The organism is Amycolatopsis sp. lyj-23, from assembly GCF_046549135.1.
Classification (GTDB): Bacteria; Actinomycetota; Actinomycetes; order Mycobacteriales; family Pseudonocardiaceae; genus Amycolatopsis.
Genome location: NZ_JAJPWN010000005.1, coordinates 631,405 through 657,494 on the forward strand (window position 1 = coordinate 631,405; position 26,090 = coordinate 657,494).

26 protein-coding genes are annotated in these 26,090 nt (G+C 72.3%); 16 read left to right on the top strand and 10 right to left on the bottom strand.

Annotated elements, in window-relative coordinates:
* Positions 1–14: 14 nt before the first annotated feature.
* Positions 15–824, bottom strand: a complete 810-nt coding sequence (locus ACLJPY_RS15635; protein ID WP_410589121.1) for a lysozyme — start codon at positions 822–824, stop codon at positions 15–17.
* Between the two features lie 204 nt (positions 825–1,028).
* Between ACLJPY_RS15635 and ggt the strand changes: the two genes are divergently transcribed.
* The 4 genes from ggt (at position 1,029) to ACLJPY_RS15655 (ending at position 5,963) form a co-directional block, all read left to right on the top strand.
* A complete protein-coding gene (ggt, locus tag ACLJPY_RS15640) occupies positions 1,029–2,825 on the top strand; it encodes a gamma-glutamyltransferase (protein ID WP_410589123.1) in 1,797 nt (598 codons plus the stop codon).
* Positions 2,826–3,121: 296 nt separating this feature from the next.
* A complete protein-coding gene (gene fmt, locus ACLJPY_RS15645; RefSeq protein WP_410589125.1) occupies positions 3,122–4,048 on the top strand; it encodes a methionyl-tRNA formyltransferase in 927 nt (308 codons plus the stop codon).
* Positions 4,045–5,469 (top strand): RsmB/NOP family class I SAM-dependent RNA methyltransferase, encoded by a 1,425-nt coding sequence (locus ACLJPY_RS15650; protein WP_410589126.1) that lies wholly within the window; start codon positions 4,045–4,047, stop codon positions 5,467–5,469. The genes fmt and ACLJPY_RS15650 overlap by 4 nt, the downstream gene beginning before the upstream one ends.
* Complete coding sequence (locus tag ACLJPY_RS15655) at positions 5,466–5,963, top strand: flavoprotein (protein ID WP_410589128.1); 498 nt, start codon at positions 5,466–5,468, stop codon at positions 5,961–5,963. The genes ACLJPY_RS15650 and ACLJPY_RS15655 overlap by 4 nt, the downstream gene beginning before the upstream one ends.
* Before the next feature lie 139 nt (positions 5,964–6,102).
* Here ACLJPY_RS15655 and ACLJPY_RS15660 read toward each other — a convergent pair whose 3' ends face one another.
* The 4 genes from ACLJPY_RS15660 to ACLJPY_RS15675 form a co-directional block, all read right to left on the bottom strand.
* The gene (locus ACLJPY_RS15660; protein WP_410589130.1) at positions 6,103–7,200 is read right to left on the bottom strand and encodes a serine hydrolase domain-containing protein; all 1,098 of its coding nucleotides are present in this window, start codon (positions 7,198–7,200) and stop codon (positions 6,103–6,105) included.
* Positions 7,201–7,302: 102 nt separating this feature from the next.
* Positions 7,303–8,697 (bottom strand): alkaline phosphatase, encoded by a 1,395-nt coding sequence (gene phoA, locus ACLJPY_RS15665; RefSeq protein WP_410589132.1) that lies wholly within the window; start codon positions 8,695–8,697, stop codon positions 7,303–7,305.
* Positions 8,698–8,871: 174 nt separating this feature from the next.
* A complete protein-coding gene (locus tag ACLJPY_RS15670) occupies positions 8,872–9,531 on the bottom strand; it encodes a response regulator (protein ID WP_410589133.1) in 660 nt (219 codons plus the stop codon).
* Entirely contained in the window at positions 9,528–10,727 is a 1,200-nt protein-coding gene (locus ACLJPY_RS15675) for a sensor histidine kinase (protein WP_410589134.1), read from the bottom strand. The genes ACLJPY_RS15670 and ACLJPY_RS15675 overlap by 4 nt, the downstream gene beginning before the upstream one ends.
* A 122-nt stretch (positions 10,728–10,849) precedes the next feature.
* On the opposite strand from ACLJPY_RS15675, the gene rpe reads away from it, so the two are divergent.
* The 5 genes from rpe to ACLJPY_RS15700 all read left to right on the top strand — a co-directional run bounded on the left by rpe (position 10,850) and on the right by ACLJPY_RS15700 (position 14,511).
* A complete protein-coding gene (gene rpe / locus ACLJPY_RS15680) occupies positions 10,850–11,521 on the top strand; it encodes a ribulose-phosphate 3-epimerase (RefSeq protein WP_410589231.1) in 672 nt (223 codons plus the stop codon).
* Between the two features lie 92 nt (positions 11,522–11,613).
* Positions 11,614–12,243: a riboflavin synthase gene (locus tag ACLJPY_RS15685; protein WP_410589136.1), complete on the top strand. Its 630-nt coding sequence runs from the start codon at positions 11,614–11,616 to the stop codon at positions 12,241–12,243.
* Entirely contained in the window at positions 12,240–13,568 is a 1,329-nt protein-coding gene (locus tag ACLJPY_RS15690) for a bifunctional 3,4-dihydroxy-2-butanone-4-phosphate synthase/GTP cyclohydrolase II (protein ID WP_410589138.1), read from the top strand. Before ACLJPY_RS15685 ends, ACLJPY_RS15690 begins: the two co-directional genes overlap by 4 nt.
* The gene (gene ribH / locus ACLJPY_RS15695) at positions 13,565–14,071 is read left to right on the top strand and encodes a 6,7-dimethyl-8-ribityllumazine synthase (protein WP_410589140.1); all 507 of its coding nucleotides are present in this window, start codon (positions 13,565–13,567) and stop codon (positions 14,069–14,071) included. The genes ACLJPY_RS15690 and ribH overlap by 4 nt, the downstream gene beginning before the upstream one ends.
* Entirely contained in the window at positions 14,068–14,511 is a 444-nt protein-coding gene (locus tag ACLJPY_RS15700) for a PH domain-containing protein (RefSeq protein ID WP_191314254.1), read from the top strand. Before ribH ends, ACLJPY_RS15700 begins: the two co-directional genes overlap by 4 nt.
* A 3-nt stretch (positions 14,512–14,514) precedes the next feature.
* Here ACLJPY_RS15700 and ACLJPY_RS15705 read toward each other — a convergent pair whose 3' ends face one another.
* Both ACLJPY_RS15705 and ACLJPY_RS15710 read right to left on the bottom strand, forming a co-directional pair.
* Complete coding sequence (locus ACLJPY_RS15705) at positions 14,515–15,291, bottom strand: exodeoxyribonuclease III (protein WP_410589142.1); 777 nt, start codon at positions 15,289–15,291, stop codon at positions 14,515–14,517.
* Positions 15,292–15,355: 64 nt separating this feature from the next.
* Positions 15,356–16,078, bottom strand: a complete 723-nt coding sequence (locus ACLJPY_RS15710) for a S1 family peptidase (protein ID WP_410589144.1) — start codon at positions 16,076–16,078, stop codon at positions 15,356–15,358.
* Positions 16,079–16,268: 190 nt separating this feature from the next.
* Between ACLJPY_RS15710 and uvrC the strand changes: the two genes are divergently transcribed.
* From uvrC to ACLJPY_RS15735, 5 genes are all read left to right on the top strand, one after another.
* Positions 16,269–18,230: an excinuclease ABC subunit UvrC gene (gene uvrC / locus ACLJPY_RS15715; RefSeq protein WP_410589145.1), complete on the top strand. Its 1,962-nt coding sequence runs from the start codon at positions 16,269–16,271 to the stop codon at positions 18,228–18,230.
* A 42-nt stretch (positions 18,231–18,272) separates the two neighbouring features.
* On the top strand, positions 18,273–19,130 hold the full coding sequence (rapZ, locus tag ACLJPY_RS15720; RefSeq protein ID WP_003101350.1) for an RNase adapter RapZ: 858 nt from the start codon (positions 18,273–18,275) through the stop codon (positions 19,128–19,130).
* Between the two features lies 1 nt (position 19,131).
* Positions 19,132–20,127: a gluconeogenesis factor YvcK family protein gene (locus ACLJPY_RS15725; RefSeq protein ID WP_410589233.1), complete on the top strand. Its 996-nt coding sequence runs from the start codon at positions 19,132–19,134 to the stop codon at positions 20,125–20,127.
* Positions 20,118–21,110, top strand: a complete 993-nt coding sequence (whiA, locus tag ACLJPY_RS15730; RefSeq protein WP_103354767.1) for a DNA-binding protein WhiA — start codon at positions 20,118–20,120, stop codon at positions 21,108–21,110. Before ACLJPY_RS15725 ends, whiA begins: the two co-directional genes overlap by 10 nt.
* 224 nt (positions 21,111–21,334) lie before the next feature.
* Positions 21,335–22,363 (top strand): glucosyl-3-phosphoglycerate synthase, encoded by a 1,029-nt coding sequence (locus tag ACLJPY_RS15735; protein ID WP_410589147.1) that lies wholly within the window; start codon positions 21,335–21,337, stop codon positions 22,361–22,363.
* Between the two features lies 1 nt (position 22,364).
* On the opposite strand, the gene ACLJPY_RS15740 is transcribed toward ACLJPY_RS15735, so the two are convergent.
* Both ACLJPY_RS15740 and ACLJPY_RS15745 read right to left on the bottom strand, forming a co-directional pair.
* Positions 22,365–23,219 carry a phosphotransferase family protein gene (locus ACLJPY_RS15740; protein WP_410589149.1) on the bottom strand — a complete coding sequence of 285 codons (855 nt, stop codon included), beginning with the start codon at positions 23,217–23,219 and terminating at the stop codon, positions 22,365–22,367.
* On the bottom strand, positions 23,216–23,695 hold the full coding sequence (locus ACLJPY_RS15745; RefSeq protein ID WP_410589150.1) for a glycine-rich domain-containing protein: 480 nt from the start codon (positions 23,693–23,695) through the stop codon (positions 23,216–23,218). The genes ACLJPY_RS15740 and ACLJPY_RS15745 overlap by 4 nt, the downstream gene beginning before the upstream one ends.
* 98 nt (positions 23,696–23,793) lie before the next feature.
* On the opposite strand from ACLJPY_RS15745, the gene ACLJPY_RS15750 reads away from it, so the two are divergent.
* Positions 23,794–24,558 (top strand): GntR family transcriptional regulator, encoded by a 765-nt coding sequence (locus ACLJPY_RS15750; protein ID WP_410589152.1) that lies wholly within the window; start codon positions 23,794–23,796, stop codon positions 24,556–24,558.
* Here ACLJPY_RS15750 and ACLJPY_RS15755 read toward each other — a convergent pair.
* Positions 24,537–25,409 carry a sterol desaturase family protein gene (locus tag ACLJPY_RS15755; RefSeq protein WP_410589153.1) on the bottom strand — a complete coding sequence of 291 codons (873 nt, stop codon included), beginning with the start codon at positions 25,407–25,409 and terminating at the stop codon, positions 24,537–24,539. The genes ACLJPY_RS15750 and ACLJPY_RS15755 overlap by 22 nt on opposite strands.
* A gap of 70 nt (positions 25,410–25,479) precedes the next feature.
* Here ACLJPY_RS15755 and ACLJPY_RS15760 point away from each other — a divergent pair, with 70 nt between their 5' ends.
* Positions 25,480–26,088, top strand: coding sequence for a TetR/AcrR family transcriptional regulator (locus ACLJPY_RS15760; protein WP_410589155.1), 609 nt, complete (start codon positions 25,480–25,482; stop codon positions 26,086–26,088).
* Positions 26,089–26,090: the final 2 nt, after the last annotated feature.

Genomic DNA, 26,090 nt, shown 5'->3' on the forward strand with positions numbered 1-26,090 from the left:
CCCGGCCCGTGGCATCAGCCGGTCGCCAGCACCTTCAGGCGCGTGATGTCCGCGCTGAAGGTGTCCTGGTCGATCGGCGAGGAGCTGTACTGCCAGAACGTGTAGAAGCCCCAGTTGTACGGCAGCGTCCCCACCGAAGACGCATAACGCGCCACCCACAGCGGGTTCGTCGAGCTGAAGTCGCCCGTGTTGCCGGTGCACTGGCTCCACCAGCTCGTCGCCGTGTAGATCACCGGCCAGCGGGTCGTCTTCGCGTGGTACTCGTCGCTGAACGCCTTGATCCACGCCACCATCTGCGCCGCCGTCTTGCCGTAGCAGGCGTTGTTCGGGCCCCACTCGATGTCGAGCGTGCCCGGCAGCGTCTTGCCGTCCTTCGACCAGCCGCCGCCGTGGGCGACGAAGTAGTCCGCCTGCGCCGCGCCGCCCGAGAGGTCCGGGCGGCCGTAGTGGTACGCGCCGCGGATCATGCCGACGTTGTACGAGCCGGTGTACTGCTGGCTGAAGTACGCGTTCTGGTAGCCAGTGCCCTCGGTCGCCTTGACGTAGGCGAACTTCTTGCCCGCGCTCCAGTACGACGCCCAGTTGACGTTGCCCTGGTAGGAGCTCACGTCGATGCCGGGGACGCTCGAGTCCACCGACGCCGGCGCGAGCCCGGCCGGGGCCACCCCGTCGTGGGCCCGGATCGAGGCGCCCATCTCGTGGTTGTCCGGCTCCGGTGCGGCTCCGGCGGCTCCGGCGGTGCCGGCGGTCACGACCAGCAGGGCGGTCGAGACCGTGAGCGCGGCGCCGAGCAGGTGGCGCCACGTCCGTCTTGGTGCAGTCATCTTCGGTTGTTCCTTCCAGTTGCCCTCGCGAAGCGCGGTGTGCAGGCCGCGCCGCACGATTGTGTTACAGCGCATACCGGAACGTCACTGCTCCATGTGATTTAATTTCCCGAACCCCCGAACCACGTGAAAAGCTGACAATAGGGGTGTATCGGCCCCGTTGGCGTCTTGTAGCCGGGCCGGGCAGGGGGCAGACTCGCCCGCATGTCCGCGCACAGGAGCCGCACCACGCTCGTCCTGGCCGTCGCCGCCGCGCTCACCGCCGGGGTGACCGCGCCGGCCGTGGCCGCGACGCCCACCCCCAAGTCACCGGTCGCCGTCGGCTTCGGCGGGGCCGTCGCCAGCATCGACGCCGACGCCACCGCGATCGGCACGCAGGTGCTGCGCGACGGCGGGAACGCCGTCGACGCGGCCGTGGCGGTCGCCGCCGCGCTCGGCGTCACCGACCCGTTCTCCGCCGGGATCGGCGGCGGCGGGTTCTTCGTCTACTACGACGCCAAGACCCACCGCGTGCACACCCTCGACGGCCGCGAAACGGCGCCGAAGACCGCCGACGAGAACCTCTTCGTCGAGAACGGCAAGCCGCTCGCGTTCGCCGACGCCGTCACCAGCGGCTTGAGCGTCGGCGTGCCCGGCACGCCCGCGACCTGGGCCGAAGCGCTCCGCAAGTGGGGGACGCGCTCGCTGGCGAAGTCGCTGAAGCCGGCCGAGAACCTCGCGCGCAACGGCTTCGTCGTCGACCAGACGTTCCAGACGCAGGTCGCGAACAACGCCGCGCGCTTCTCGGCGTTCCCCTCGACGCGGTCGCTGTACCTACCTGGCGGCGCGCCGCCCGCCCCGGGGACGGTCTTCCGGAACCCCGACCTGGCCGGCACGTACGCGCAGCTGGAGCGCTCCGGCGTCGACGCGCTGTACCGCGGCCCGATCGGCGCGGACATCGCCAAGACGGTGCAGCAGCCGCCGGTCGACCCGGCCTCGACGCTGAACGTCCGGCCCGGCAAGCTGACGGCGGCCGACATCGCCGCCTACCGCGCCATCGAACGTGACCCGACGCACGCGCGCTACGAGGGCCTGGACGTCTACGGCATGCCGGCGCCGTCGTCGGGCGGGCTGACGGTCGGCGAGGCGCTGAACATCCTCGAGAACTTCGACCTGAAGCACGCGAGCAAGGCCGACTACCTGCAGTACTTCCTGGAGTCGACCCGCTTCGCGTTCGCCGACCGCAACCGCTGGATCGGCGACCCGGCGTTCGTCGACGTCCCCGCGCGCGAGCTGCTGAGCCAGCGGTTCGCGAACTCGCGGGCGTGCCTGATCTCGAAGGACAAGGCGGCGACCAGCCCGGTCGCCCCGGCCGACCCCCGCCACCCGGCACCGTGCGCGGCGGGCGCGACGGCCGCGCCGACGCCGTACGAGGGTGAGAACACGACGCACCTGACGGTGGCGGACAAGTGGGGCAACGTCGTGGCGTACACGCTGACGATCGAGCAGGAGGGCGGCAGCGGCATCGTGGTGCCGGGCCGCGGGTTCCTGCTCAACAACGAGCTGACGGACTTCTCGTTCACGCCGGTGACGCCGGGCGTGCCGGACCCGAACCTCCCGGGCCCGGGCAAGCGCCCGCGTTCGTCGATGGCCCCGACGATCGTGCTCGACCACGGCCGCCCGTTCTTCGCGACGGGCTCCCCGGGCGGAGCGTCGATCATCACGACGGTGCTGCAGGTGATCCTGGGCCGGCTGGACCGCGGCCTGTCCCTGGAGGCCGCGATCGCGGCCCCGCGGGCGTCGCAGCGGAACTCGGCGCAGGCCCAGGTGGAGCAGGCGTTCCTGGACCAGCCGGAGACGGCGGACCTGAAGGCCCGCGGCCAGGGGTTCTCGACGGCGCCGGCGGAGATCGGGGCGGCCACCGGGGTGGAGCGTTTGAGGGACGGCCGCTGGCTGGCGGCCGCGGAGCCGGTGCGGCGGGGGACGGGCGCAGCGCAGGTGGTGTGGCCGGTGCGCTGGTAGACGCTCGGTGTCTGGGGCAGGTCTGCTGCACCAGCCACCGCCCACGGCCCGGAAAGCGGTCCCCGCCCTCCCTGGGGGGCGTGCCCTTGTCCAGCCTATCGGAGCGGCCCGACGAAAAGCCGGGAAAGCGGGCCGCCGAGGCCGGGTTGTCCACATCACCACCCCGCTGTGGACAACCCCGCCGGCCTCCAAGATCGGCACATCGGGGCACGGGCGCGCCCGGCGAACCCGGGCCTTCTAGACTCGGCTGCGATGTTCCAGCCACCTGAATCCCCGCTTCCGCCGGGGGTGGGTCGATGAAGCTCGTCTTCGCCGGCACGCCCGACCCGGCGGTCCCCGCCCTGCGTGCCCTGCTCGAATCCGGGCGGCACGAGGTCGTTGCCGTCGTCACGCGGCCCGATGCGCAGGCCGGGCGCGGCCGTCGCGTCCTGCGGTCGCCCGTCGGTGCGCTCGCCGATGACCACGGCATCGAGGTCCTCACCCCCGCGCGCGCCGGGGATCCGGCCTTCCTCGCGCGGCTCGCCGAGCTCGCGCCGGATGCCTGCCCGGTCGTCGCCTACGGGGCGCTGCTGCCGCAGGCCGCCCTCGACATCCCGCGGCTCGGGTGGGTGAACCTGCACTTCTCGCTGCTGCCCGCGTGGCGGGGCGCCGCGCCCGTGCAGGCCGCCATCCGCGCCGGCGACGAGATCACCGGTGCCTCCACCTTCCGGATCGTCAAGGAACTGGACGCCGGTCCGGTCTTCGGCGTCGTCACCGAGACCATCGGCGCCACCGACACCGCCGGCACACTGCTCGGGCGGCTCGCGGAATCCGGGGCCAAGCTGCTGCTGTCCACCATGGACGGTCTCGCCGACGGCACGCTCGTCGCGCGGGAGCAGCCCGCCGAAGGCGTCAGCTACGCGCCGAAGGTCACCGTCGAGGACGCTCGGGTGTCCTTCGCCGACCCGGCGTCCGCGGTCGACCGGCAGATCCGCTCGGTCACCCCGGACCCGGGCGCCTGGGCGGAGTTCCGCGGCGAGCGGTTCAAGCTCGGCCCGGTCACGGTGCTCGACGAACCCGGCCCGCCGCCGGGCGAGATCGTCGTCGAGCGCAAACGGGTGCTGGTCGGGACGGCGACGAAGCCGCTGCAGCTCGGCGAAGTCCAGGCACCCGGCAAGAAACGGATGGCGGCCACCGACTGGGCGCGCGGCACGAGGATCGACCAGGGAGAGCGCCTCCGGTGAACGACCACAGGGAACGACGACCGTCACGCCCCCAGCGGGGCCGCCCGGCACCGCGCAAGGAAGGCCCGCGCCGCCCGCCGGAGGTGGACCCGGCCCGGCAGGCCGCGTTCGACGTCCTCGCGGCCGTCCGGACGAAGGACGCCTACGCCAACCTCGTCCTGCCGGATCTGCTGCGCGAACGGCGGATCACCGGCCGCGACGCGGCGCTGGCCACCGAACTCGCGTACGGCACGTCGCGGGCCCAGGGCCTGCTCGACGCGATCATCGAGTCCTGCGCCGAACGGCCGCTCAAGCAGACGGACCCCGCGGTGCTCGACGCGCTGCGCCTCGGCGTCTACCAGCTGCTGCGCACGCGCATCCCCGAGCACGCCGCGGTGACGTCCACTGTGGACCTCGTGCGCGCCGAAGCCGGTTCGTGGGCCACGGGTTTCGCGAACGCCATCTTGCGCAAGGTGTCCGAAAAGGACGAAGCCGCGTGGCTCGACGAGCTGGCGCCGGACGAGGCGAAGGACCCGATCGGCGCCTACGCGCTGCGCACCGCGCACCCGCGCTGGATCGCGCGGTCGTTCGCCGAAGCGCTCGGTGACAAGGGCGCCGGTCTCAAGGCCGCTCTCGAAGCCGACGACGCGCGCCCCGAGGTCCACCTAGTCGCTCGGCCCGGCGAGATCAGCGCCGACGAGCTCGCCGCGATCACCGGCGGCGACCCGGCGCCGTACTCGCCCTACGGCGTGCGCCTGCCCGCCGGCGCCGGCGACCCGGCCGACGCCGAACCGGTCCGCGAACGGCTGGCCGCGGTCCAGGACGAGGGCAGCCAGCTCTGCGCGATCGCCGCGACGAAGGTGCCGCTCGACGGCTCCGACGAGCGCTGGCTCGACCTGTGCGCCGGCCCCGGCGGCAAGGCCGCGCTGCTCGGCGCGCTGGCCGCGCTCAGCGGGGCCAGCGTCGACGCCGTCGAGAAGGCGCCGCACCGCGCGAAGCTCGTCGAGAAGGCGACGAGCGGGTTACCGGTGAAGGTGCACGTCGCCGACGGACGCGAGAGCGGCCTGGAGCCGGGCTACGACCGGATCCTCGTCGACGCGCCGTGCAGCGGCCTCGGCGCGCTGCGGCGGCGGCCCGAGGCGCGGTGGCGGCGTCAGCCGTCCGACGTCGCGGACCTGACCAAGCTGCAGGGCGAGCTGCTCACCGCGGCCTACGAGCTGCTGCGGCCCGGCGGCGCGCTGACCTACGTCGTCTGCTCGCCGCACCTGGCCGAGACCGAAGGCGTCTTCGCTGAGACGTCGCGGCGGCTGAAGGCCGAGGTGCTGGACGCGCGCGGGTTCTTCCCGGGTGTGCCGGAGCTCGGCGACGGGCCGTACGTCCAGCTGTGGCCGCACCGCCACGGCACGGACGCGATGTTCTGCGCCGTGCTGCGCAAACCGTGACCGACCTCGGGCTGGTCGCCAGCTCGTGCGGCGGGCTGGACGTCCGCTTCGCCGCCGAGCTGGCCCACCCGGCGGCCGGACGCGGCTGGCGCCCGGCGATCACGCTGACGCCGACGGCCCACCGCTGGCTGACGTCGACCGGCGGCCTGGCCGAGGTCGAGGCGTGCACCGATCTGCCGGTCCGCAGCGTGTCCCGGCTCCCGGGCGAGCCGCGGCCGCACCCGGACCCGGCGGTGTTCCTGTTCGCGCCGGCGTCGGCGAATTCGGTCGCGAAGCTGGCGCTGGGGATCGCGGACAACCAGGCGTTGACGGTGCTCGGGGACGTGCTGGGCGCGCCCGGGATCACGATGGTGGTGGCGTACCAGATCCACGACACCCGGGTGCACCACCCGGCGTGGCAGCGCCACCTCGACACCCTCGCGAGTGCCGGGGTGACGCTGCACCGCCTCGACGTCCGCCGGCCGTGGACCGAGGTCCTCGACCTGCTGCCGTGAGGACGCGACTTGCGCGGGGCGGGATCTGCGCCGCGCGTGAGGCGCGTGCGCTGAAACGGCAGAAACGGCACCAGGCCCGCGGGGGCGCCCCCCGTCTTCTACTCTACCGGCCACCACCGACAGTTTCGGGCCGCCGACATCAAGAACAGACCGCCGCATCCACAGCTGCGATCAGATGGCCGTTCGTGTCCGCCAAGGTCGGGTTCTCGTTCAGCACCACCGTCGCCCGCCGGTCCTTCGGGCCCACTCCGGCGAAGTTCGTGAAGCCGATGATGCCCCCTTCGTGCCCCCACACCACTCCGCACGACAGCGGGACGCTGCCCAAGCCCAGGCCGTAGCCCGCGCCCGGGACGCCGAGGTCCGCCGGGACCGTGCGGCGCATCTCCGCCAGCTCCGCCGGGCGCAGCAGACGGCCGCCCAGCAACGCTCCGTAGAACCGGTCCAGGTCCGCCGGGGTGGAGACCAGGCCGCCCGCCGCCCAGGCGATCGTGGCGTCGAAGTCGCTGAAGTCCACCAGTTTCCCGCCGAACGGCAGGTAGCCGACCGCGTGCGGGGCCGGGAGCTCTTCGTCGCCGCGGCGGGGGAGGTACGTGTCGTGCAGGCCCAGCGGGCGGGTGATGCGGCGGGCGATCTCCGCGTCCAGCGGATGTCCGGTCACGCGTTCCACGAGCATCCCGGCCACGATGTAGTTCGTGTTCGAGTACGACCACTTCGTGCCCGGTGGGAACAACGCCGGGTGCGCCAGCGCCAGCGCCACCAGCTCGGCCGGCTCCGCACCGCGGTGGCGCAGGGCCTCCGGGTCGGTCAGGTCGAGCGCGTCCGTGTAGTTGTACAGCCCGCTCGTGTGCTGCAGCAGCTGCCGGACGGTGATCCGCTCGTCCGGCAGCAGGCCCGGCAGGTACCGCGAAACCGGCGCGTCCAGCCGCACCCGGCCCTCGGCCACCAGCTGCAGCACCACCGTCGCCACGAACGACTTCGTCACGCTGCCCACGCGGAAGGAACCGTTGCGCGGGAACGGTTTTCCGGTGACGACGTCGCCCTTGCCGCTGCGGGTGACCTCGGTCCGCCGTCCGTCCTGGACGACCGCCTCCGCGCCCGGCACGCCGTCCTGGGCCGTCAGCACGTCCAGGCTCGCCTGGACCGGGCTCGTGCCCGCGGCGAGCGCCGGTGCCGCCGTGGTGGCGGCCAGCAGCGCCACGAGTGTGCCGGCCGTGACGGCCCGCAATGACTTCCGCATGAGAAAACCCCCTGGTGTCTCGGTCTCGCCCACGCTAGGGAAACCGGACACCAGGGGGTATCGGGGAGACCACCGGAAAAACCCGGGGGTGCACCCCACCACTCAGCGCAGCTTCAGCGCCCGCTTCAAGGTGCCGAACAGGTCGGTCTGGTTGGTCAGGCCGACGATGTTCGCCGCCTGCGGGCCGAGACCCGCGATGCGCACCTGCGTACCCGTGTGCGACTGCGAGCCGCCCGTTTCCGCGGTGCCATAAGCCAGCGTCATGTTCGCGCCTTCGTTGGTGATCAGGGTCGCGGTCAGGCCCGGCGTGGCGGTGGGCTCGACGATCTGGCTGCTGTGGCCGTGGTCCGCGGTCACCAGCACCAGCGTGTCGGGGTGGCTGCGGGCGAACGCCGTGCCCGCCGCGATCGCCGCGTCGAAGTCGACCGTCTCGCCGATCTGGCCGCACGGGTCGGCCGCGTGGTCCTGCTTGTCGATGCTCGCGCCCTCGACCTGCAGGAAGAAGCCCTTGTCGCTGCGGCGGTCGTCCAGCAGCTCCAGCGCCTTGCGGGTCTGGTCGGCCAGCTTCGGCTGGGTCGCCGGCAGCTTGGGGTTCGGGGCGCAGCGGGTGGGCGCGGTGCCGCCGTGCACGGCCGCCGGGCCGCTCCAGTTCACCGGCATGTTGCCGTCGGCGAACAGGCCGAGGACCGGCTTGCCCTTCTTCGCCGCCGCCAGGTCCGCCGCGTTGTTGACGACGGTGTAGCCGGCCGCCTTGGCCTGGTCGAGGACGGTCTTGCCCTTGAACTTGCCCGCGGTGACCTGCTGGTTGAAGTACTTCGCGCCGCCGCCCAGCAGGACGTCGGGGCGGGTCTGCACCAGCTGCTCGGCGATCGAGCCGAGGCCGCCGTTCTCCTTGGCGTTCTTCGCGCACTTCGCGGTCGTCTCGACCGGGCCCTTGCAGTCGCGGTTGACCACGTGCGAGCCGAGCACGGCCGGGGTCGCGTCCTGGACCTCGGCGGTGGTGACGTCGCCGGTGCGCAGGCCGTTGCGCTTGGCGATCTCGAGGATCGTCGGGACGTCGTTGCCGTAGGCGTCGACGGAGATGGCGCCGTTGTAGGTCTTGGTGCCGGTGGCCCAGCCGGTGCCGGACGCGGCCGAGTCGGTCACGTAGTTCGGCTTGCCCGGGTTGTTCTGCTCGACCGCGTAGGTCGTGTAGTCGCCGGTCAGCGGCAGCTCGTCCATCGCGAGCCGGCCGGCGGCGCCGCGCTCGTAGTTGCGGGCGGCGGTGATCTCCGACTGGCCCATGCCGTCGCCGATGAACAGGATGACGTTGCGGGCGTGGCCGCCCTGGACCGCGGCGCGGACGTCGGCGGTGCGGTCACCGGTGCCGGCGGCCGAACGCGCGTCGGCGTTGTCGGAGCCGTTGGTGGCCAGGGCGACCGGGGCGGCGGCGACCAGCGCGGCGCCGAGGGCGCCCGCGACCAGCCACCGGCGGCGGCCGGTGAACAGCGAAGCCATGTTTCTCCTCATTCGCGAACTTCGGGGACTTCGGGGACTTCGGGAGTTACGGCCCGGATTTCGGACACGGGCTATTAGTCCTCCCGCATGTGTGCCGCGGAGGGACTGAAGGTGACGGCCGGGTGTCCGCTGGCCGAACTCATGGCTCCCCGCGGGTGACCGGGAGCACGTCGGTTATTGACCGCCGAGGTGCCCCGGCCGGACGACACCCGATTCGTACGCGATGACGACCGCTTGGCTGCGGTTGCCGGCGCCGAGCTTGGCGAAGATGTTGCCCACGTGCGTCTTCACCGTCTCCAGGCTGATCACCAGCGCCGCCGCGATGTCCTGGTTGGACAGTCCGGTGGCGATCAGCCGCAGCACCTCGGCTTCGCGGCGGGTGAGCGTCTTCGCCGCCCGCGCGTGCTTCCCGCCCGCCGGACGGCCGCTCACCAGCCGCCGGATCGCCTCCGGGAACAGCAGCGACTCGCCGGTCGCGACCGTCCGCACCGCGTGCGCGATCTCCTCCTTGCGCGCCCGCTTCAGCAGGAAGCCGCTGGCCCCGGCCAGCAGGGCTTCGTGCACGTAGTCGTCGTTGTCGAACGTCGTGACGACGAGGATCTTCGGCGGTTCGGCCAGCGCCGCGAGCACCTGCCGGGTGGCTTCGATGCCGTCCACGCGCGGCATCCGGACGTCCATCAGCACGACGTCCGGGCGGGTCCGCCGCACCGCTTCGAGGACCTCGCCGCCGTCGGCCGCCTCGCCGACCACCAGCAGGCCCTGCTGCTCCAGCAGGGCCCGCAGGCCGGTGCGGACCAGCGGCTCGTCGTCGGCGAGCAGCACCGACGGCGTCACGTGCCCGCCCGCAGCGGGATGGTCGCGCGCAGCCGCCACTGCTGCCCGTCCGGGCCGGCGTCGAGCTCCCCGCGCAGCGCTTCGACGCGCTCGGCGAGCCCGGCCAGCCCGCGCCGCCCGGTCCGCGGCCCGTCGCCGGGCAGCGCGTTGACGACCGCGATGCCGAGGCGGTCCGGCCCGGCCTCGACGCGCACGTCGACCGCGCCGGGGCCGGCGTGGCGCAAGGCGTTGGTCAGGCCCTCCTGGACGATCCGGTAGCCCTCGCGCGACACCGTCGCGGGCAGCGCGGCGACCGGCCCGGCGACGGTCAGCCGGACGTCGAGCCCGGCTTCGCGGGCGCGGACGGCGAGCACGTCGACTTCGGCCAGCGTGCGCGCCGGTGCCTTGACCGCCGGCTCCTCGCGCAGCAGGCCCAGGACGTGGTCGAGGTCCTCGAGGGCGGTCCGGGACGCTTCTTCGATCGTGCCGAGTGCGCGCCGGACCTGGGCCGGGTCCGCCTCGACCAGCTCGGCCGCGGCCGCCGCCTGGATCGTCGACGTCGTGAGCGTGTGCCCGATCGAGTCGTGCAGCTCGCGGGCCAGCCGGTTGCGCTGGGCGAGCACGGCCGAGCGCCGCTCGGCGAGCGCGGCGCGTTCGGTGCCGGACGGGCCGAGCAGCGCCGCCGCGCCGGCCCGGAAGCCGCGGGTGGCTCCCGCGGCGAGCGCCAGCGCCGCGAACAGGAGCACGACCGCGAACGGAACCGTCCACGCCCCGAGCGGGACGTCGTCCCAGAAGAGGCTGATCGAGTCCTGGCCGCCGGTCAGCCACACGGCGGGCACGAGCAGGCCCAGGCCGAGGAAGGCGAGCACGGTGAGCAACAGGCCGCTGGCCGCCGTGTGCAGCGCCAGCCACAGACCCGAGCGCAGCCGCGAGCGGGCGCCGGGGCGCCCGTCCGGGGCCGGGATCGCCGTCCCGAGCAGGGTGTTCGCCAGGCCGATGCCGATCCGCCGGACCGGTCCCAGCAGACCCAGCAGCCCCATCAGCACCGCGAGGGCCAGTAACGCGAGCAGGGCCCGCACGCGGGACTCGGCTTCGACGGAGACCGCCGCGGCGAGCGCGAACGGGGACACGGGCACCGTGAGGACGGCGCACGCGAGGGCGTAGGGCAGGCTGCGGTAGCTGCCGATCCGCGCCAGGGACGTCAGGAATCCGGGCATGCGGCCGAGGTTAGGGCGCGCCGGTGGTCCGTGACCTCCCTCTCGGGAGCCAGATCCTGGTCACAACCCGTTAGCGACCGTTAGCGCCGTCCTCCTACACTCGGGACGTGGCAGACCGACCTTTGATCGCACCCAGCATCCTCGCGGCGGACTTCGCCCGGCTCGGCGAGGAGATCGCCGCCGTGGCCGGCGCCGGGGAGAACCGCGCCGACTGGGTCCACGTCGACGTCATGGACGCGCACTTCGTGCCGAACCTGACCCTCGGCCTGCCCGTCGCCAAGGCCCTGATCGACAGCACCGACCTGCCGATCGACTGCCACCTGATGATCGACGACCCGGACCGCTGGGCGGTCGGGTACGCCGAGGCCGGCGCCTACAACGTCACCGTGCACGCCGAGGCCGCGAAGGACCCCGTCGCGCTGGCCAAGAACCTGCGGGCCGCGGGCGCGAAGGCGGGCCTGTCGATCAAGCCGGGCACCGCGCTCGAGCCGTGGCTCGACGCCCTCAAGCACTACGACACGCTGCTGGTCATGTCGGTCGAGCCGGGCTTCGGCGGCCAGTCGTTCATCGCCGACGTCCTCGAGAAGGTCCGCGCCGCGCGGCGGCTGGTCGACACCGGGCACCTGAAGCTGCTCGTCGAGATCGACGGCGGCATCAACGCCGACACGATCGAGCAGGCCGCCGAGGCCGGAGTCGACTGCTTCGTGGCCGGATCCGCCGTCTACGGCGCCGCCGACCCGGGCAAGGCGGTCGCCGCGCTGCGCGAGCAGGCGGCCCGCGGCCGGGCCGGCTGACGCTCGCGGCGGCACCGGAGAAGCCACCGGGCCGCGGCGGGTGTTGGATGGAAGGACCGGCTCACCGACCGGCTCACTAGGAGGCAGCGCACGTGTTCACCGGCATAGTCGAGGAGATCGGCGAAGTCACCGCGGTCGAGCAGCTGACGAACGCGGCCCGGCTGCGGGTACGCGGGCCGCTGGTCACCAGTGACGCCGGGCACGGCGACTCGATCGCGGTCAGCGGGGTCTGCCTGACCGTCGTCGAGGTGGCGGGCGGCGAGTTCACCGTCGACGTCGTCAACGAGACGCTGCAGCGGTCGAGCCTGGCCAAGGTCGCGGTCGGCGACCGCGTCAACCTCGAGCGCGCCACCCCGGCCGGCGGCCGGCTCGGCGGCCACATCATGCAGGGCCACGTCGACGGGACCGGCGTGTTCCTCGGCCGCGACGAGAACGGCGTCACGGCGTTCGCGCTGCCGAAGCACCTGTCCCGGTACGTGGTCGAAAAGGGCTCGATCGCGGTCGACGGCGTCTCGCTGACGGTCGCGGCGATCGCCGGCGAGCAGTTCTCGGTCGCCCTGATCCCGACCACGCTGGAAGCCACGACGCTGGGCGGCCGCGAGGCCGGCGACCTGGTCAACCTCGAGGTCGACGTGGTCGCGAAGTACGTGGAAAAGCTGGCCGAGGCGCATATCCGCGACCAGATGCACAATCGGGACGGCGGCACGGAGGAGCGGTCATGAGTGAGACGAGCGCGGCAGAGCCCGAAACGGGCTGGACGCCCTGCGGCGCCGGTGCGGTGTTCGACGCCGCCGCCATCGAGCGGGCGATCGCGGACGTCGCGGCGGGCCGTCCGGTCGTCGTGGTCGACGACGAAGACCGCGAAAACGAGGGCGACCTCATCTTCGCCGCCGAGAAGGCGACGCCGGAGCTGCTGGCCTTCATGGTCCGCTACACCTCGGGGTACGTCTGCGTGGCGCTGACCGAGGCCGAAGCGGACCGGCTGGACCTGCCGCCGATGTACCACACGAACCAGGACGCGCGCGGCACCGCGTACAGCGTCACAGTCGACGCCGCCGAGGGCATCAGCACCGGCATCTCCGCGGCCGACCGCGCGCACACCATCCGGCTGCTCGCCGACCCGGCGTCCACGGCGAAGGACTTCCGCCGTCCCGGGCACGTCGTGCCGCTGCGGGCCAAGGAGGGCGGCGTGCTGCGCCGCCCCGGCCACACCGAGGCGTCGGTCGACCTGGCCCGGATGGCCGGGCTCGCCCCCGCCGGCGTGCTCTGCGAAATCGTGTCGCAGAAGGACGAAGGCGACATGGCCCGCCGCGACGAGCTCGAGGTCTTCGCCGCCGACCACGACCTCGCGATCATCACCATCGCCGACCTGATCGCCTACCGCCGTCGCACCGAGAAGCAGGTCGAGCGGGTCGCCGAAGCGCGGATCCCGCTGGCCGCGGGCACGTTCCGCGCGGTCGGCTACGACTCGCTGCTGGACGGCATCGAGCACGTGGCCTTCGTCTACGGCGAGATCGGCGACGGCCAGGACATCCTGGTCCGCGTCCACTCCGAGTGCCTCACCGGTGACGTCTTCGGCTCGCTGCGCTGCGACTGCGGCCCGCAGCTGGAGGCGGCGCTGGAAGCGGTGGCCGCCGAAGGCCGCGGCGTCGTGCTCTACATCCGCGGCCACGAAGGCCGCGGCATCGGCCTGCTGCACAAGCTGCAGGCCTACCAGCTGCAGGACGACGGCGCGGACACCGTCGACGCGAACCTCGCGCTCGGCGTCCCGGCCGACGCCCGCGACTACGGCACCGGCGCGCAGATCCTCTGCGACCTCGGCGTCCGCACCATGCGGCTGCTGTCGAACAACCCGGCCAAGCGGATCGGCCTCGAGGGCTACGGCCTGCGCGTCACCGGGCGCGTGCCGCTGCCCATCTCGCCGAACCCGGAGAACCTGCGCTACCTGAAGACCAAGCGCGACCGGATGGGCCACGACCTGGCCCAGCTGGAGCACTACGACCAGGTCGGCGCGAGCACCGAGCACCCCGACGGAGGAGCACTGTGAGCGGCGAAGGCCGTCCCGAGGCCAAGCTGGACCTCTCCGACTGCAAGTCGCTGAAGCTCGGCATCGTCGCCACCCGCTGGAACGCGGACATCACCGACGTGCTGCTGGAGCGGGCGCTGGTGGCCGCGCGCGAGGCCGAGCTCGAAGAGGAGCCGACGGTCGTCCACGTCGCGGGCGCGGTCGAGCTCCCGGTGGTGGCGCAGGCGCTGGCCCGTCACCACGACGCGGTGGTCGCGCTGGGCGTGGTCATCCGCGGCGGCACCCCGCACTTCGAGTACGTGTGCGACGCGGTGACGGCGGGCCTGACCCGGGTCGCGCTCGACGAGAGCACCCCGGTCGGCAACGGCGTCCTGACGTGCGACACGCACGAGCAGGCGGTCGACCGGTCGGGGCGGCCGGGGTCGAAGGAGGACAAGGGCTACGAGGCGACGGTGGCGGCTCTGGACTCCGCGCACGTGCTGCGGGGCCTGCGCCAGCCGTGGACCGAGCGGGGTTTCCAGTGAGCGTGGCGACTTCCCTGGTGATCCGCCCGCGCCGGGCGATGATCATGTGCAGCGTGCTCGCGGTGGCGCTGCTGGCCGTCTTCGTCGTGGTGGCGGTGCTGCTGCGCAACGGCGACACGGGCGTGCGGTTCCAGCGCTCCGACCAGGCGGCGATGGTGGGCATCGGCATCCTGCTGGCCTGCGGGGTGATGCTGTTCGCGATCGCCCGCGTCCGCGCGGACGCCGAGGGCATCGAGGTCCGGAACGTGCTCATCACGCGGCGGTTCGCGTGGAGCGAGGTGCTGTCGGTGAGCTTCCCGGACGGCGCTTCGTGGGCGCGGCTGGAGCTGCCGGACGACGAGTACCACGCGGTGATGGCGGTGCAGGCCGTGGACCGGGACCGGGCGGTGGAGGCGGTGCGCGCGCTGCGGAAGCTGCACCGCGCCGCCACCGGGGGCTGAGCCTCAGAGGTCCAGGTCGACCACGATCGGGGCGTGGTCCGACGGGCCCTTGCCCTTGCGCATGTTGCGGTCCACATAGGAATCCGTCACCGCATCGGTGAACGCCGAGTTCCCGTACACCAGGTCGATCCGCATGCCCTTGTTGTTCGGGAAGTTCCCGGCCCGGTAGTCCCAGTAGGTGAACGGGTGGTCGTACTTCAGCGGCCGCGGGAAGACGTCCGACAAGCCCAGGTCCCGCAGCCGGGCGAGGGCGTCGCGCTCCGGCTTCGTCACGTGCGTCGACTCCGCGAACAGCGCGATGTCCCAGACGTCGGCGTCCGTCGGGGCCACGTTGAAGTCCCCGAGCACCGCGAACGGCCCCGACGAAATCTCCGAAGCCACCAGTGAGTGCAGCGACGACAGCCACTCCAGCTTGTACGCGTAGTGCGGGTTGTCCGGCTCACGCCCGTTCGGCACGTACACCGACCACACCCGCACGCACCCGCAGGTGGCGCCCACCGCACGCGCTTCCGCGGCGCCTTCGAACGAAGGCTCGCCCGGCAGGCCGCGGACGACGTCGGACAGGCCCACCCGCGACACGATCCCGACGCCGTTCCAGCGCCCCAGCCCGTACGCCGCCACCTCGTACCCCAGCGCCTCGACCTCGGCCAGCGGGAACTTCTCCGTCGTGGTCTTCAGCTCCTGCAGGCACAGCACGTCCGGCGCCGTCTCCTCCAGGAACTCCAGCACGCGGGGCAGGCGGGGGACGATGGAGTTCACGTTCCAGGTGGCGATCCGCATGCCCGCGAGCATCCCACAGGCCACCGACAGAACCGGGGCGGCGCCGCGGCGCCGCCCCGGGAACTCACACGCCCGCGGTCGTCCGGATCCAGGACCGGCTCGCCGCCACGCTGGCGTAGTTGTTCGTGCCGCGCGTGTTCGACCCGCTCTGGTTCTGCACCGTCGACGCCACGCCGACCTGGACCCCGCCGGAGACCTGGGGCCCGCCCGAGTCGCCCTTCCACGCCGAGCCGTTGACGCCGACGCTCTGGATCGCGCGGCCGCCGTAGGCGTCCGTCGACCGGCCGGTGACCTGGACGTTCGCCGTCTTCAGCGACGTCGCCGGCGGCCCGGTCGGGGTGGTGCGGCCCCAGCCGTAGATCTGGTTGGTGCTGCCGGTGGCCGGGTCGGAGCTGCCCAGCGAGATCGGCGCCGCGCTCGTCGCCGACGCCAGGTGCAGCAGCGCGATGTCGCCGTTCGGGGACTGGTACTCGTTGTCGACGGCGATCTTCGTGCCCGAGAGCAGCGTGTTGCTGCCGACCCGGACGTACATGCCCGAGCCGTCGGAGTCGAGGCAGTGCACCGCGGTCAGCACCCAGCGGCTGGCGACGACCGTGCCCGAGCAGTTGAAGCCCTGGTAGTCGCGGCCGGGCGTGTTGACGTACACCTGGGCACCCCAGGAGACCGTCGGCGCGGTGCTGCCGCCGACGATGTTCGGCTGGACACCCGCGGAGGCCACGGCGCCGCCCGCGAGGGTGAGGGCGACGGCGGCCGCGGAGACGGCGCCGAGGGAGCGGAGGAAGCTCACGGTGGTGATCCTTTCGGTGGGGGACCGGATCGCCGTCGGAAAGTAACCACCGCGTCACCGGCGCGGACACCGACGAAGGTCGGAACCGGGCGAAGACCCGACTTCCGGCGGATCGGACAGCAGGTGCTCGGAAGCCGCCGGCAGGCGGGGGTGTGCGAGAACTGTCGGTGGTGCCAAATAGGCTGGGGTGGTGGCTGACCCGACCACCTACCGTCCCTCGCCGGGGAGCATCCCGGATGCCCCTGGCGTGTACAAATTCCGCGACGCGACCAAGCGGGTCATCTACGTCGGCAAGGCCAAGAGCCTCCGCAGCCGGCTGAACTCCTACTTCGCCGACCTCTCCGGCCTGCACCCGCGCACCCGCCAGATGGTGACGACGGCGGCGAGCGTGGAATGGACCGTCGTCACCACCGAGGTCGAGGCGCTCCAGCTCGAGTACAACTGGATCAAGGAGTTCGACCCCCGCTTCAACGTCCGCTACCGCGACGACAAGAGCTACCCGGTGCTCGCGGTGACGCTGAACGAGGAATTCCCGCGGCTGCACGTCTACCGCGGCCCGCGCAAGAAGGGCGTCCGCTACTTCGGCCCGTACGCGCACGCCTGGGCCATCCGCGAGACGCTCGACCTGCTGCTGCGCGTCTTCCCGGCGCGCACCTGCTCGGCCGGGGTGTTCCGGCGGCACGGCCAGATCGGCCGGCCCTGCCTGCTCGGCTACATCGACAAGTGCTCGGCGCCGTGCGTGGGCCGCGTCTCGGCCGACGAGCACCGCGACATCGTCGAGGACTTCTGCGACTTCCTGGCCGGCAAGACCGACGTCATGATCAAGCGCCTCGAAGCCGAGATGGCCGCGGCGTCCGAGGAGCTCGAGTTCGAGCGCGCCGCCCGGCTGCGCGACGACCTCGGCGCGCTGCGCCGCGCCATGGAGAAGCAGGCCGTGGTGCTCGGCGACGGCACGGACGCCGACGTCGTCGCCTTCGCCCACGACGACCTCGAAGCCGCCGTCCAGGTCTTCCACGTGCGCGGCGGCCGGGTCCGCGGCCAGCGCGGCTGGGTCATCGACAAGGCCGAGGAGATGGACGTCCCGGCGCTGGTCGACCACTTCCTCACCCAGTTCTACGGCGACGAAGCCGAGCTCGACGCCCGCGACGACGTCGACTCCGGCCCGGTCGTCCCGCGCGAGGTCCTGGTGCCCGAGCTGCCCGCCGACGCGGACGCGGTCGCGGAGTGGCTGTCCGGGCTGCGCGGCTCGCGGGTGCAGCTGCGGGTGCCGCAGCGGGGTGACAAGAAGGCGCTGGCCGAGACCGTGCAGCGCAACGCCGGGGAGGCGTTCACCCAGCACAAGCTGCGCCGGGCGGGCGACCTCACGGCGCGCTCGGCAGCGCTCACCGAGCTGCAGGAGTTCCTCGCCCTGGACACCGCGCCGCTGCGCATCGAGTGCATCGACATCAGCCACATCCAGGGCAGCGACGTCGTGGCGTCGCTGGTCGTGTTCGAGGACGGGCTCGCGCGCAAGTCGGAGTACCGGCGCTTCGCGCTGCGGGAGGCGGCCACGGAGGGTGACGTCGCCTCGATCGCCGAAGTCGTCCGCCGCCGGTTCTACCGCTACCTCAAGGAAACCGCCGAGGAAACGGACTCGTCGAAGCCGGGCCTGGACCCGGAGACCGGGCGGCCGAAGAAGTTCGCCTACCCGCCGAACCTGTTGGTCGTCGACGGTGCCGGCCCGCAGGCCACGGCGGCCGCGGACGTGCTGGCCGAGCTCGGCATCACCGACATCTCCGTGATCGGTCTGGCCAAGCGGCTGGAGGAGGTCTGGCTGCCCGCCGACCCCGATCCGGTGATCCTGCCCCGCACGTCGGAGGGGCTGTACCTGCTGCAGCGCCTGCGGGACGAGGCCCACCGCTTCGCCATCGCCTACCACCGCGAGAAGCGCTCCAAGCGGCTGATCACGTCCGAATTGGACAGTGTGCCCGGGCTGGGGCAGGCTCGCCGCACCGCGCTGATCAAGCACTTCGGCTCGGTGAAGAAGCTCAAGCAGGCCAGGGTCGAAGAGATCGAGGCGGTGCCCGGCTTCGGCAGGCGCACCGCGGAAGCCGTGGTCGCCGCGCTGGCCGGGGAGTCCGGCGCGAGCAACGGCACAGGAGCAGGGGAGTAGGGAAACACAGTGAGTGCGCAAGAGGAGATCCGCGGCTCCGGCATGGAGGTCGCGGTCGTGTCCGGGTTGTCCGGGGCGGGTCGCAGCACAGCGGCCAAGTGCCTGGAGGACCTGGGCTGGTTCGTCGTCGACAACCTGCCCCCGGAGCTGATCGCCACCATGGTCGAGCTGGGCGCGCAGGCGCGCGGCGCGATCACGAAGGTGGCCGTCGTCATGGACGTGCGCTCGCGCGCGTTCACCGACGACCTGGCCTCGGTGATCAAGGACCTCGACGCCCGGGGCTACAAGCCGCGCGTGCTGTTCCTGGAGGCGACCGACGCCGTGCTGGTGCGGCGCTTCGAGGCCGTCCGCCGGGGCCACCCCATGCAGGGTGACGGCCGGCTGGCCGACGGCATCACCGCGGAGCGGACGCTGCTGGAGCCGCTGCGCGAAGAGGCCGACCTGGTGCTCGACACGTCGTCGCTGTCGGTGCACGACCTGCGGGCCAAGATCGAGGACGCGTTCGGCTCGGAAGCCAGCACGCAGACCCGGGTCACCGTGCTGTCCTTCGGCTACAAGTACGGCCTGCCGATGGACGCCGACCTGGTGATGGACGTCCGGTTCCTGCCGAACCCGTTCTGGATCCCGGAGCTGCGCGAACACACGGGCCTCGACGGCGAGGTCCGCAACTACGTCCTCTCGCAGGAGGGCGCCGAGGAGTTCCTCGACCGCTACCACCAGCTGCTGCGGCTGATCGGCGCCGGCTACAAGCGCGAGGGCAAGCGGTACCTGACGCTGGCCGTCGGCTGCACCGGCGGCAAGCACCGCAGCGTGGCGCTGTCGGTCGAGCTCGCCCAGCGTCTGTCCAAAGAGGACGGAATGGCCGTGAAGGTGGTGCACCGCGACCTTGGTCGTGAATAACGTGCGCGCGGTCGCCCTCGGCGGCGGCCACGGACTGCACGCCACGCTGTCCGCGGTGCGGCGGGTGACCCCCGACGTCACCGCGGTCGTGACCGTGGCCGACGACGGCGGATCGTCCGGACGGCTGCGGCGCGAACTCGGCCTGCTGCCGCCCGGCGACCTGCGGCAGGCGTTCGCCGCCTTCGCCGCGGAAGACGGCGGCACGCTGTGGGCCGAGGTCTTCCAGCACCGCTTCGGCGGCGACGGCGCACTGGCCGGCCACGCGGTGGGGAACCTGCTGCTGGCCGGGCTCTTCGAGGTCCTCGGCGACCCGGTCGCGGCGCTCGACGAAGCCTGCCGGCTGATGGGCGTCTCGGGCCGCGTGCTGCCGATGTCGCCCGAGCCGCTCGAGATCGAGGGCCAGGTCAGCGGCCTCGACAGCGAGGACCCGGCCGCGCTGCGCACGATCCGCGGCCAGGTCGCGGTGGCCACCACCCCGGGTCAGGTGCGCCGCGTCAGCCTGCGCTCGCCGGGCCGGGCGGGCCGTCCGCCGCTGGCGTGCGAGGAAGCCGTGGAAGCGGTGCTGAACGCCGACGTCGTGTTCCTCGGGCCGGGCTCGTGGTTCACGAGCGTGCTGCCCCACCTGCTCGTGCCCGGGCTGCGCGACGCGCTGGTGCGGACGGCCGCGACGAAGGCCCTGGTGCTCAACCTTGTCCCCCAGCCGGGGGAAACCGCGGGATTCTCCCCGGAGCGCCACCTCGACGTACTCTTCGAGCACGCGCCGGATCTGCGGGTCGACGCGGTGATCGCGGACCGCGATTCCGTGCCCGACCCGGCAAATCTCCGGCGCGCGGCCCAGCGGCTCGGCGGCCGGGCGCACCTGGGGGCGGTGGCCGACCCCGAAGTGCCGGGACGGCATGATCCTGATGCGCTCGCGTTGTGCATGCGGGAGGCTCTCGGTCTCGGCGGGGAGCACGGGGGAGGAGCGAAAGGCAGGGAGGGGCAGCAATGGCGATGACCGCCGCGGTGAAGGACGAGCTGAGCCGGCTGGAGATCACGAAGATCGGGCCGCGCCGGGCGGAGGTCGCGTCGCTGCTTCGCTTCGCCGGCGGGCTGCACATCGTGGCCGGCCGGGTGGTCGTGGAGGCGGAGCTGGACACGGGCTCGGTCGCGCGACGGCTGCGCAAGGAGATCCACGAGCTGTACGGCCACCATTCCGACGTCCACGTGATCACCGCCAGCGGCGGGCTGCGCAAGGGCACCCGGTACGTCGTGCGCGTGGTCAAGGACGGCGAGGGCCTGGCCCGCCAGACCGGGCTGATCGACCAGCGCGGCCGCCCGGTGCGCGGGCTGCCGGCGGCCGTGGTGTCCGGCGGCGTGGCCGACGCGGAAGCGGCGTGGCGGGGCGCGTTCCTCGCCCACGGGTCGCTGACCGAGCCGGGCCGCTCGTCGTCGCTCGAGGTGACGTGCCCCGGTCCGGAGGCGGCGCTGGCCCTGGTCGGCGCGGCGCGCCGGATGGGCATCCAGGCGAAGTCGCGCGAAGTGCGCGGAGCCGACCGGGTGGTGGTCCGCGACGGCGACGCGATCGGCGCGCTGCTGACCCGCCTGGGCGCGCACGCGAGCGTCCTGCAGTGGGAAGAGCGCCGCATGCGCCGCGAGGTCCGCGCGACGGCGAACCGCCTGGCCAACTTCGACGACGCGAACCTGCGCCGCTCCGCCCGCGCGGCGGTGGCGGCGGCGGCCCGGGTGGAGCGGGCGCTGGAGATCCTGGGCGAAACGGCCCCGGACCACCTGCTGGCGGCGGGCCGGCTGCGGCTGTCCAACCGGCAGGCGTCCCTGGAGGAGCTGGGCCAGCTGTCGGACCCCCAGATGACGAAGGACGCGGTGGCGGGCCGCATCCGCCGGCTGCTGGCGATGGCGGACAAGCGCGCGAAGGACCTGAACATCCCGGACACCGAGTCCGCGGTCACGCCGGAGATGCTGGAGGAAGAGGACGCGTAGCCACCGCAGGGTGCGCGCGGCCGGGGTTTCCGAGAGCCGGGGAGCGATTCTCCCAGTGGTTTTGTTCCTCCGCAGCGCGATCTCGCGGCGGGTCGTCGTGTTAACGGGATCGGTGCTGCCGGGCCCATCTCGTAACACCCCGGTAGCACCGGGGAGTGGCCGCGGAAACGCGGGCCCTCGAACCTCGGTCGGGAGGGATACGCCGAACGAGGGAAGGGGTAGGCATGCGCACGAACAACGCGCGGCTTCAGGTGTCACCGGAGGTCGGCACCTGGCTCGCCCGGCGCAGCAGCAAAGCGGGCGACTGGACGGCCGAGGACCTGGTCGCGGCCAAACGCGGCACCACCGTTTCCGTCGTCATCCCGGCCCGGAACGAGGAAGCCACGGTCGGTGCGATCGTCACCGCCATCCGCGAAGAGCTGCAGGAACACCACCGGCTGATCGACGAGATCCTCGTCGTGGACAGCCACTCGACCGACGCCACCGCCGAGGTGGCCGCCGCGGCCGGGGCGCGCGTGGTCGCCCAGGACGCCGTCTTCCCCGCCCTCGACGGCCTGCAGGGCAAGGGCGAGGCGCTGTGGAAGGGGGTCGCGGCGACGACCGGCGACCTCGTCGTCTTCGTCGACGGCGACCTCTACGACTTCACCACCAGCTACGTCACGGGGCTGCTCGGCCCGCTGCTCACGGACCCGTCCGTGGCCTACGTCAAGGGCTTCTACCACCGGCCCCTCAACGGCGCGGCGGGCAGCGAACCCGAAGGCGGCGGCCGCGTCACGGAGCTGGTCGCCCGGCCGCTGCTCAACATGTTCTGGCCGGAGCTGTCCGGGTTCGTCCAGCCCCTGGCCGGCGAGTACGCGGGGCGGCGCGAGGTGCTGGAGGGCATCCCGTTCGTCGTGAACTACGGCGTCGAGATCGGGCACCTCATCGACCTGGTGGAGCTGCGCGGCCTCGACGCGCTGGCCCAGGTCGACCTCGGCCACCGCGTGCACCGGCACCAGAGCACGCAGGCGCTCGGCCGGATGTCCGGGCAGATCATGCAGACGCTGTTCGACCGCCTGGAGCGCTACGACCGGCTGGTCACGGCCATCCCGCCGGCCACGATGCTGGCCCAGTTCCAGCGCGGCGCGTCGGCGGACGGCGTCGAGCGGGAACTGGTGCTGACCGACCTGACGTCCCGGCAGCGCCCGCCGCTGGCGAGCCTGCCGGTGACGCTGCGCCCGGAGAACGAGCGGACCCTGCAGGACACCGCGTAGCTCATGGGGTGAGCGCCAGCCGCCAGCTCGCGTAGTCCCGGGCCGTCCGGGCCAGGGATTCGGCGGCGGCCTTGCCGGTCCAGAGCCCCGCGACAGCGGCGGCGAACGCCGTCACGGATCCGGGAGGCGCCGAAGCCCAGCGTGTGTGCGCACGCGCCCAGGCTTCGGCGTCCGCCGGGCGGTGACCGGCGGCGACGAGCCGGATGACCAGGAACGCCGGGTCGATCCACGGCGCCCCGGATGCGGGCCAGCCCCAGTCGACGACGTGGGTGCTCCCGGCGGCACCGAGCAGGAACTGGCCGGCGTGCAGATCGGTGTGCAGGAGGCAGTCTCCGGCCAGCAGCTCGGGCGCTTTCCCCTCCCAGGCGGCGAGCCGGCGCACATCGGCACCGGACAGCTCCGGCCGGTCGGTGGCCAAACGCGGCCACCAACGGGTTTTCCAGCGCTCCGCCAGCGATCGCAGGTGAGGCGCCTCGATCGCGCCGATCCGGTTCACGGCGGTGGCGACGGCGGGAAGATCCGGTGACCCCGGTTCGAGGGCCGCGGGCCGCCCGTCGACGTGGGCGAACCCGACGACCAGCCATTCGCCGACGTCCTGGTGGAACAGCACCTCCGGTGCGAGCCCGCCGAGAAGCGGCGCGACTTCGGCTTCGTTGCGCAGCCACCGCATCGCGGTCGACACGCCCTCGACACCCTTGAGGAAAACGGACGGGCGGCCGGGGCGCCGCAGGGTCAAAGCCACGCTCGCGCTCTGCATCGCCGCTACCGGCACAGCTTCGCTGATCGGCCCGAGACGGTCGTGCACCGCGTCACGAACCGCTGCGGGCAGCCCGCTCCAGTCGTACAGAGCCGTCACCTTCCGTTCGTGTCGGTGTTCTGGTTGCCGTCCTTGCCGGACGCGCGACACCCGTCGTCTCCGCTGGTGCAGTTCGCTGCCCGCAGCGACCACAGGTCAGGATCGACCGGGAACCCGGCCGCCGCTATCGCGGAGATCGCACGGGTCAGGTCGGCGTGCCGGTCCGCGATCGAGACGTCCCGCTCCGGTTCGGGTACGTGGTGGATGTAGCGTCCGGCGACCCGATCGCAGAACCGGGTGTATTCCTCGGTGTGCAGGATGAAGGCGTGCCATCCGAGGTCGACGAGCGGAGATGGTGCCAGGCCCGGACCCCGCTCGGTCGCGCACGCGCACAAAAAAGCCAGCGCCTGGTCCACGATCCGTTCCGCGAGAGCGTGGGGCAGGTCGTCGGTGACGGCGATCCGATCGGTCAGGCGGTCGAACAGTTCGCCCGAAATGAGCGATCGGGCAGCGATGGTCCCGGCGACGATGGTCATGGCTTCTCCCCGCACAACTGGTAAGGACGTCAGTACCAGTACGGTGGCAGGTGGCGGCCAACTGGTCAAGACGAGTTACCCAGTGGAAGGATGGACGCATGGTGGATCGCCGAAGCGGAGTCCCTGCCTTCCGGCAAGTCGCTGCTGATCTGCGCGACAGGATCACCTCCGGCCGGCTGGCCACCGGTGAGCGGCTCCCCAGCGAGCGTGACCTGGTCGAACAGTACGGTGTCTCACGGCCGACGATCCGCGATGCGGTCAACCTCCTCAGAACCGAGGGGCTGGTGAATTCGGAGCACGGGCGTGGGGTTTTCGTTCGGCAGCCCGCAAGTCTCGGCAAGCGAGTTGCTCGCTCTCGGCTTTCCAGGGAAGCGCGCCGTTGGACCGGTGGTGCCTTCATGGCCGACGCAGCGGCGCGCGGCTTCACGCCTTCTGCCGATGTAAGTGTTCGCTTCGAGCGCGCTGATGACCGGGTTGCCGGCTACCTCGCGGTCGAACCCGGAACGGAAGTGACGGTTCGAGACCGGGTGATGCGGGCCGACGGGCTCGTGGTCCAGCTCGCGGTGTCACGGCTTCCTCGGGAGCTCACTCGCGGCACCGCGATCGAGCAGGTCGACACCGGACCGGGTGGCACTTACGCACGGCTGGAAGAAGCCGGGCACCGGCTGGCGTCGTTCACCGAGCACGTCGGTGCGCGAATGCCGACGCCGGACGAGGCTTCCCTCCTGCAGCTCGCCGAGGGCGTTCCGGTCGTGACCGTGACGCGGGTGGCCTACCGCGAGGACGGCGTACCGGCGGAGATGAACGACATGGTCCTCGCGGCGGACCGCTACCAGCTGTCCTACGAGTGGGCCGCTGACTGAAGACCGGCGGGCTGCCAGCCGGGCGGCCCGAACACGTACCCCGCGCGCTCGCGCCACGTCCGGGCCCCGCGCAGGTCGCGCAGGATCGAGCCGTACTCGTGGAAGCCCACCCGCAGCAGGTTGTACGTCTCGATGTTCTTCGTCAGCCCGTACGTCGGCCGCCTGCCCTCCGGGACGAAGCTGCCGAACATCCGGTCCCAAATGATCAGGATGCCTCCGTAATTCGCGTCCAAGTACTCCGGGTCGCTGCCGTGGTGGACGCGGTGGTGGGACGGGGTGTTGAACACGTACTCGAACCAGCGCGGCAGCTTGCCGACCTTCTCCGTGTGCACGAAGAACTGGTACACGAGGTCGATCGACAGCCCGGTCAGGATCAGCCACGGCGGGATGCCGCACAGCGCCAGCACCGACCAGAACGGCAGCTGGAAGTACGGCGTCCACTTCTGGCGCAGCGCCGTCGAGAAGTTGTAGTGCTCGCTGGAGTGGTGCACCTGGTGCCCGGCCCACAGCAGCCGCACGCGGTGGCTGGCGCGGTGGTAGTCGTAGAACACCAGTTCCTGGCCGAGCAGCATGAGTGCCCACGTCCACCAGTGGCGCGGGTCGAGCCGGACCGGCGCCAGCTCGAACAGGGCCGCGAACACCACCAGCATCACCAGCCGGAACAGCGCGTTGACGCCGACGGCGACCGTGCCCATCAGCATGCTCGTGCGCGTGTCGGCGACGCTGTAGCCGAGCACGTTGTCGTCGTGGCCGAGGACGTGCACCGCCACGATTTCGATCGTCACGAACAGCAGGAACACCGGAACCGCGAACAGCACGGGGTCGCGCAGGTGCGCAAGGAACTCGGCCACGTCGCCTCCTCGGATCTGACCTGACGGTAACTTACCCTGGGGTCACTTTACGCACGGTAGGCTCTGGCCCGTGACGGAGTCAAGGCCGGTGGGGACCAAGGGGATGCCTCGCGAGGAGCGCGAGGCCCAGCTCGTCGCGGCGGGCACCGAGGAGTTCGGCCGCGCCGGGTACGCGGGCGCCTCCATGGTCGAGATCGCGCGCCGGGTCGGGGTCACCAAACCGTTGCTGTACCAGTACTTCGGCTCGAAGGACGGCCTCTACCTGGCCTGCCTGCACCGCGCGGGCGGCCGGCTCACCGAGGGCGTCGCGACGACCATGGCGGCCGGCGGCGAGCCCGACCAGATGCCGCTGAAGGTGCTTTCGGCGATCTTCACGACGTTCGACCACGACCGGTACGCGTGGCGCCTCCTGCGTGACGCGACCGTGCCGTCGACCGGGGACATCGCCGCGGCGGCTGCGGACTACCGCCGCCGGCTCGACGCGTTCGCCGTGCTCGGCGCCACGCAGCTGCTGACCTCGCGCGGCCTGGCCGACCCGGCCGACATCGAGGCCGTCGCGCAGGTGTGGACCGGCGTGGTCGACTCGCTGATCAGCTGGTGGATCGACCGCCCGGACGAAGACGCCGCCGCGATGACGGCCCGCTGCGCCCGGATCATGGGCGGCCTGTTCGGCTGGTGACC

Bases quoted from the DNA above. Each gene is read 5' to 3' on its own strand.
- ACLJPY_RS15635 (WP_410589121.1), bottom strand. From the start codon at position 824: ATGACTGCACCAAGACGGACGTGGCGCCACCTGCTCGGCGCCGCGCTC.
- ggt (WP_410589123.1), top strand. From the start codon at position 1,029: ATGTCCGCGCACAGGAGCCGCACCACGCTCGTCCTGGCCGTCGCCGCC.
- fmt (WP_410589125.1), top strand. From the start codon at position 3,122: ATGAAGCTCGTCTTCGCCGGCACGCCCGACCCGGCGGTCCCCGCCCTG.
- ACLJPY_RS15660 (WP_410589130.1), bottom strand. From the start codon at position 7,200: ATGCGGAAGTCATTGCGGGCCGTCACGGCCGGCACACTCGTGGCGCTG.
- phoA (WP_410589132.1), bottom strand. From the start codon at position 8,697: ATGGCTTCGCTGTTCACCGGCCGCCGCCGGTGGCTGGTCGCGGGCGCC.
- ACLJPY_RS15675 (WP_410589134.1), bottom strand. From the start codon at position 10,727: ATGCCCGGATTCCTGACGTCCCTGGCGCGGATCGGCAGCTACCGCAGC.
- ACLJPY_RS15690 (WP_410589138.1), top strand. From the start codon at position 12,240: ATGAGTGAGACGAGCGCGGCAGAGCCCGAAACGGGCTGGACGCCCTGC.
- ACLJPY_RS15705 (WP_410589142.1), bottom strand. From the start codon at position 15,291: ATGCGGATCGCCACCTGGAACGTGAACTCCATCGTCCCCCGCCTGCCC.
- rapZ (WP_003101350.1), top strand. From the start codon at position 18,273: ATGGAGGTCGCGGTCGTGTCCGGGTTGTCCGGGGCGGGTCGCAGCACA.
- whiA (WP_103354767.1), top strand. From the start codon at position 20,118: ATGGCGATGACCGCCGCGGTGAAGGACGAGCTGAGCCGGCTGGAGATC.
- ACLJPY_RS15735 (WP_410589147.1), top strand. From the start codon at position 21,335: ATGCGCACGAACAACGCGCGGCTTCAGGTGTCACCGGAGGTCGGCACC.
- ACLJPY_RS15745 (WP_410589150.1), bottom strand. From the start codon at position 23,695: ATGACCATCGTCGCCGGGACCATCGCTGCCCGATCGCTCATTTCGGGC.
- ACLJPY_RS15750 (WP_410589152.1), top strand. From the start codon at position 23,794: ATGGTGGATCGCCGAAGCGGAGTCCCTGCCTTCCGGCAAGTCGCTGCT.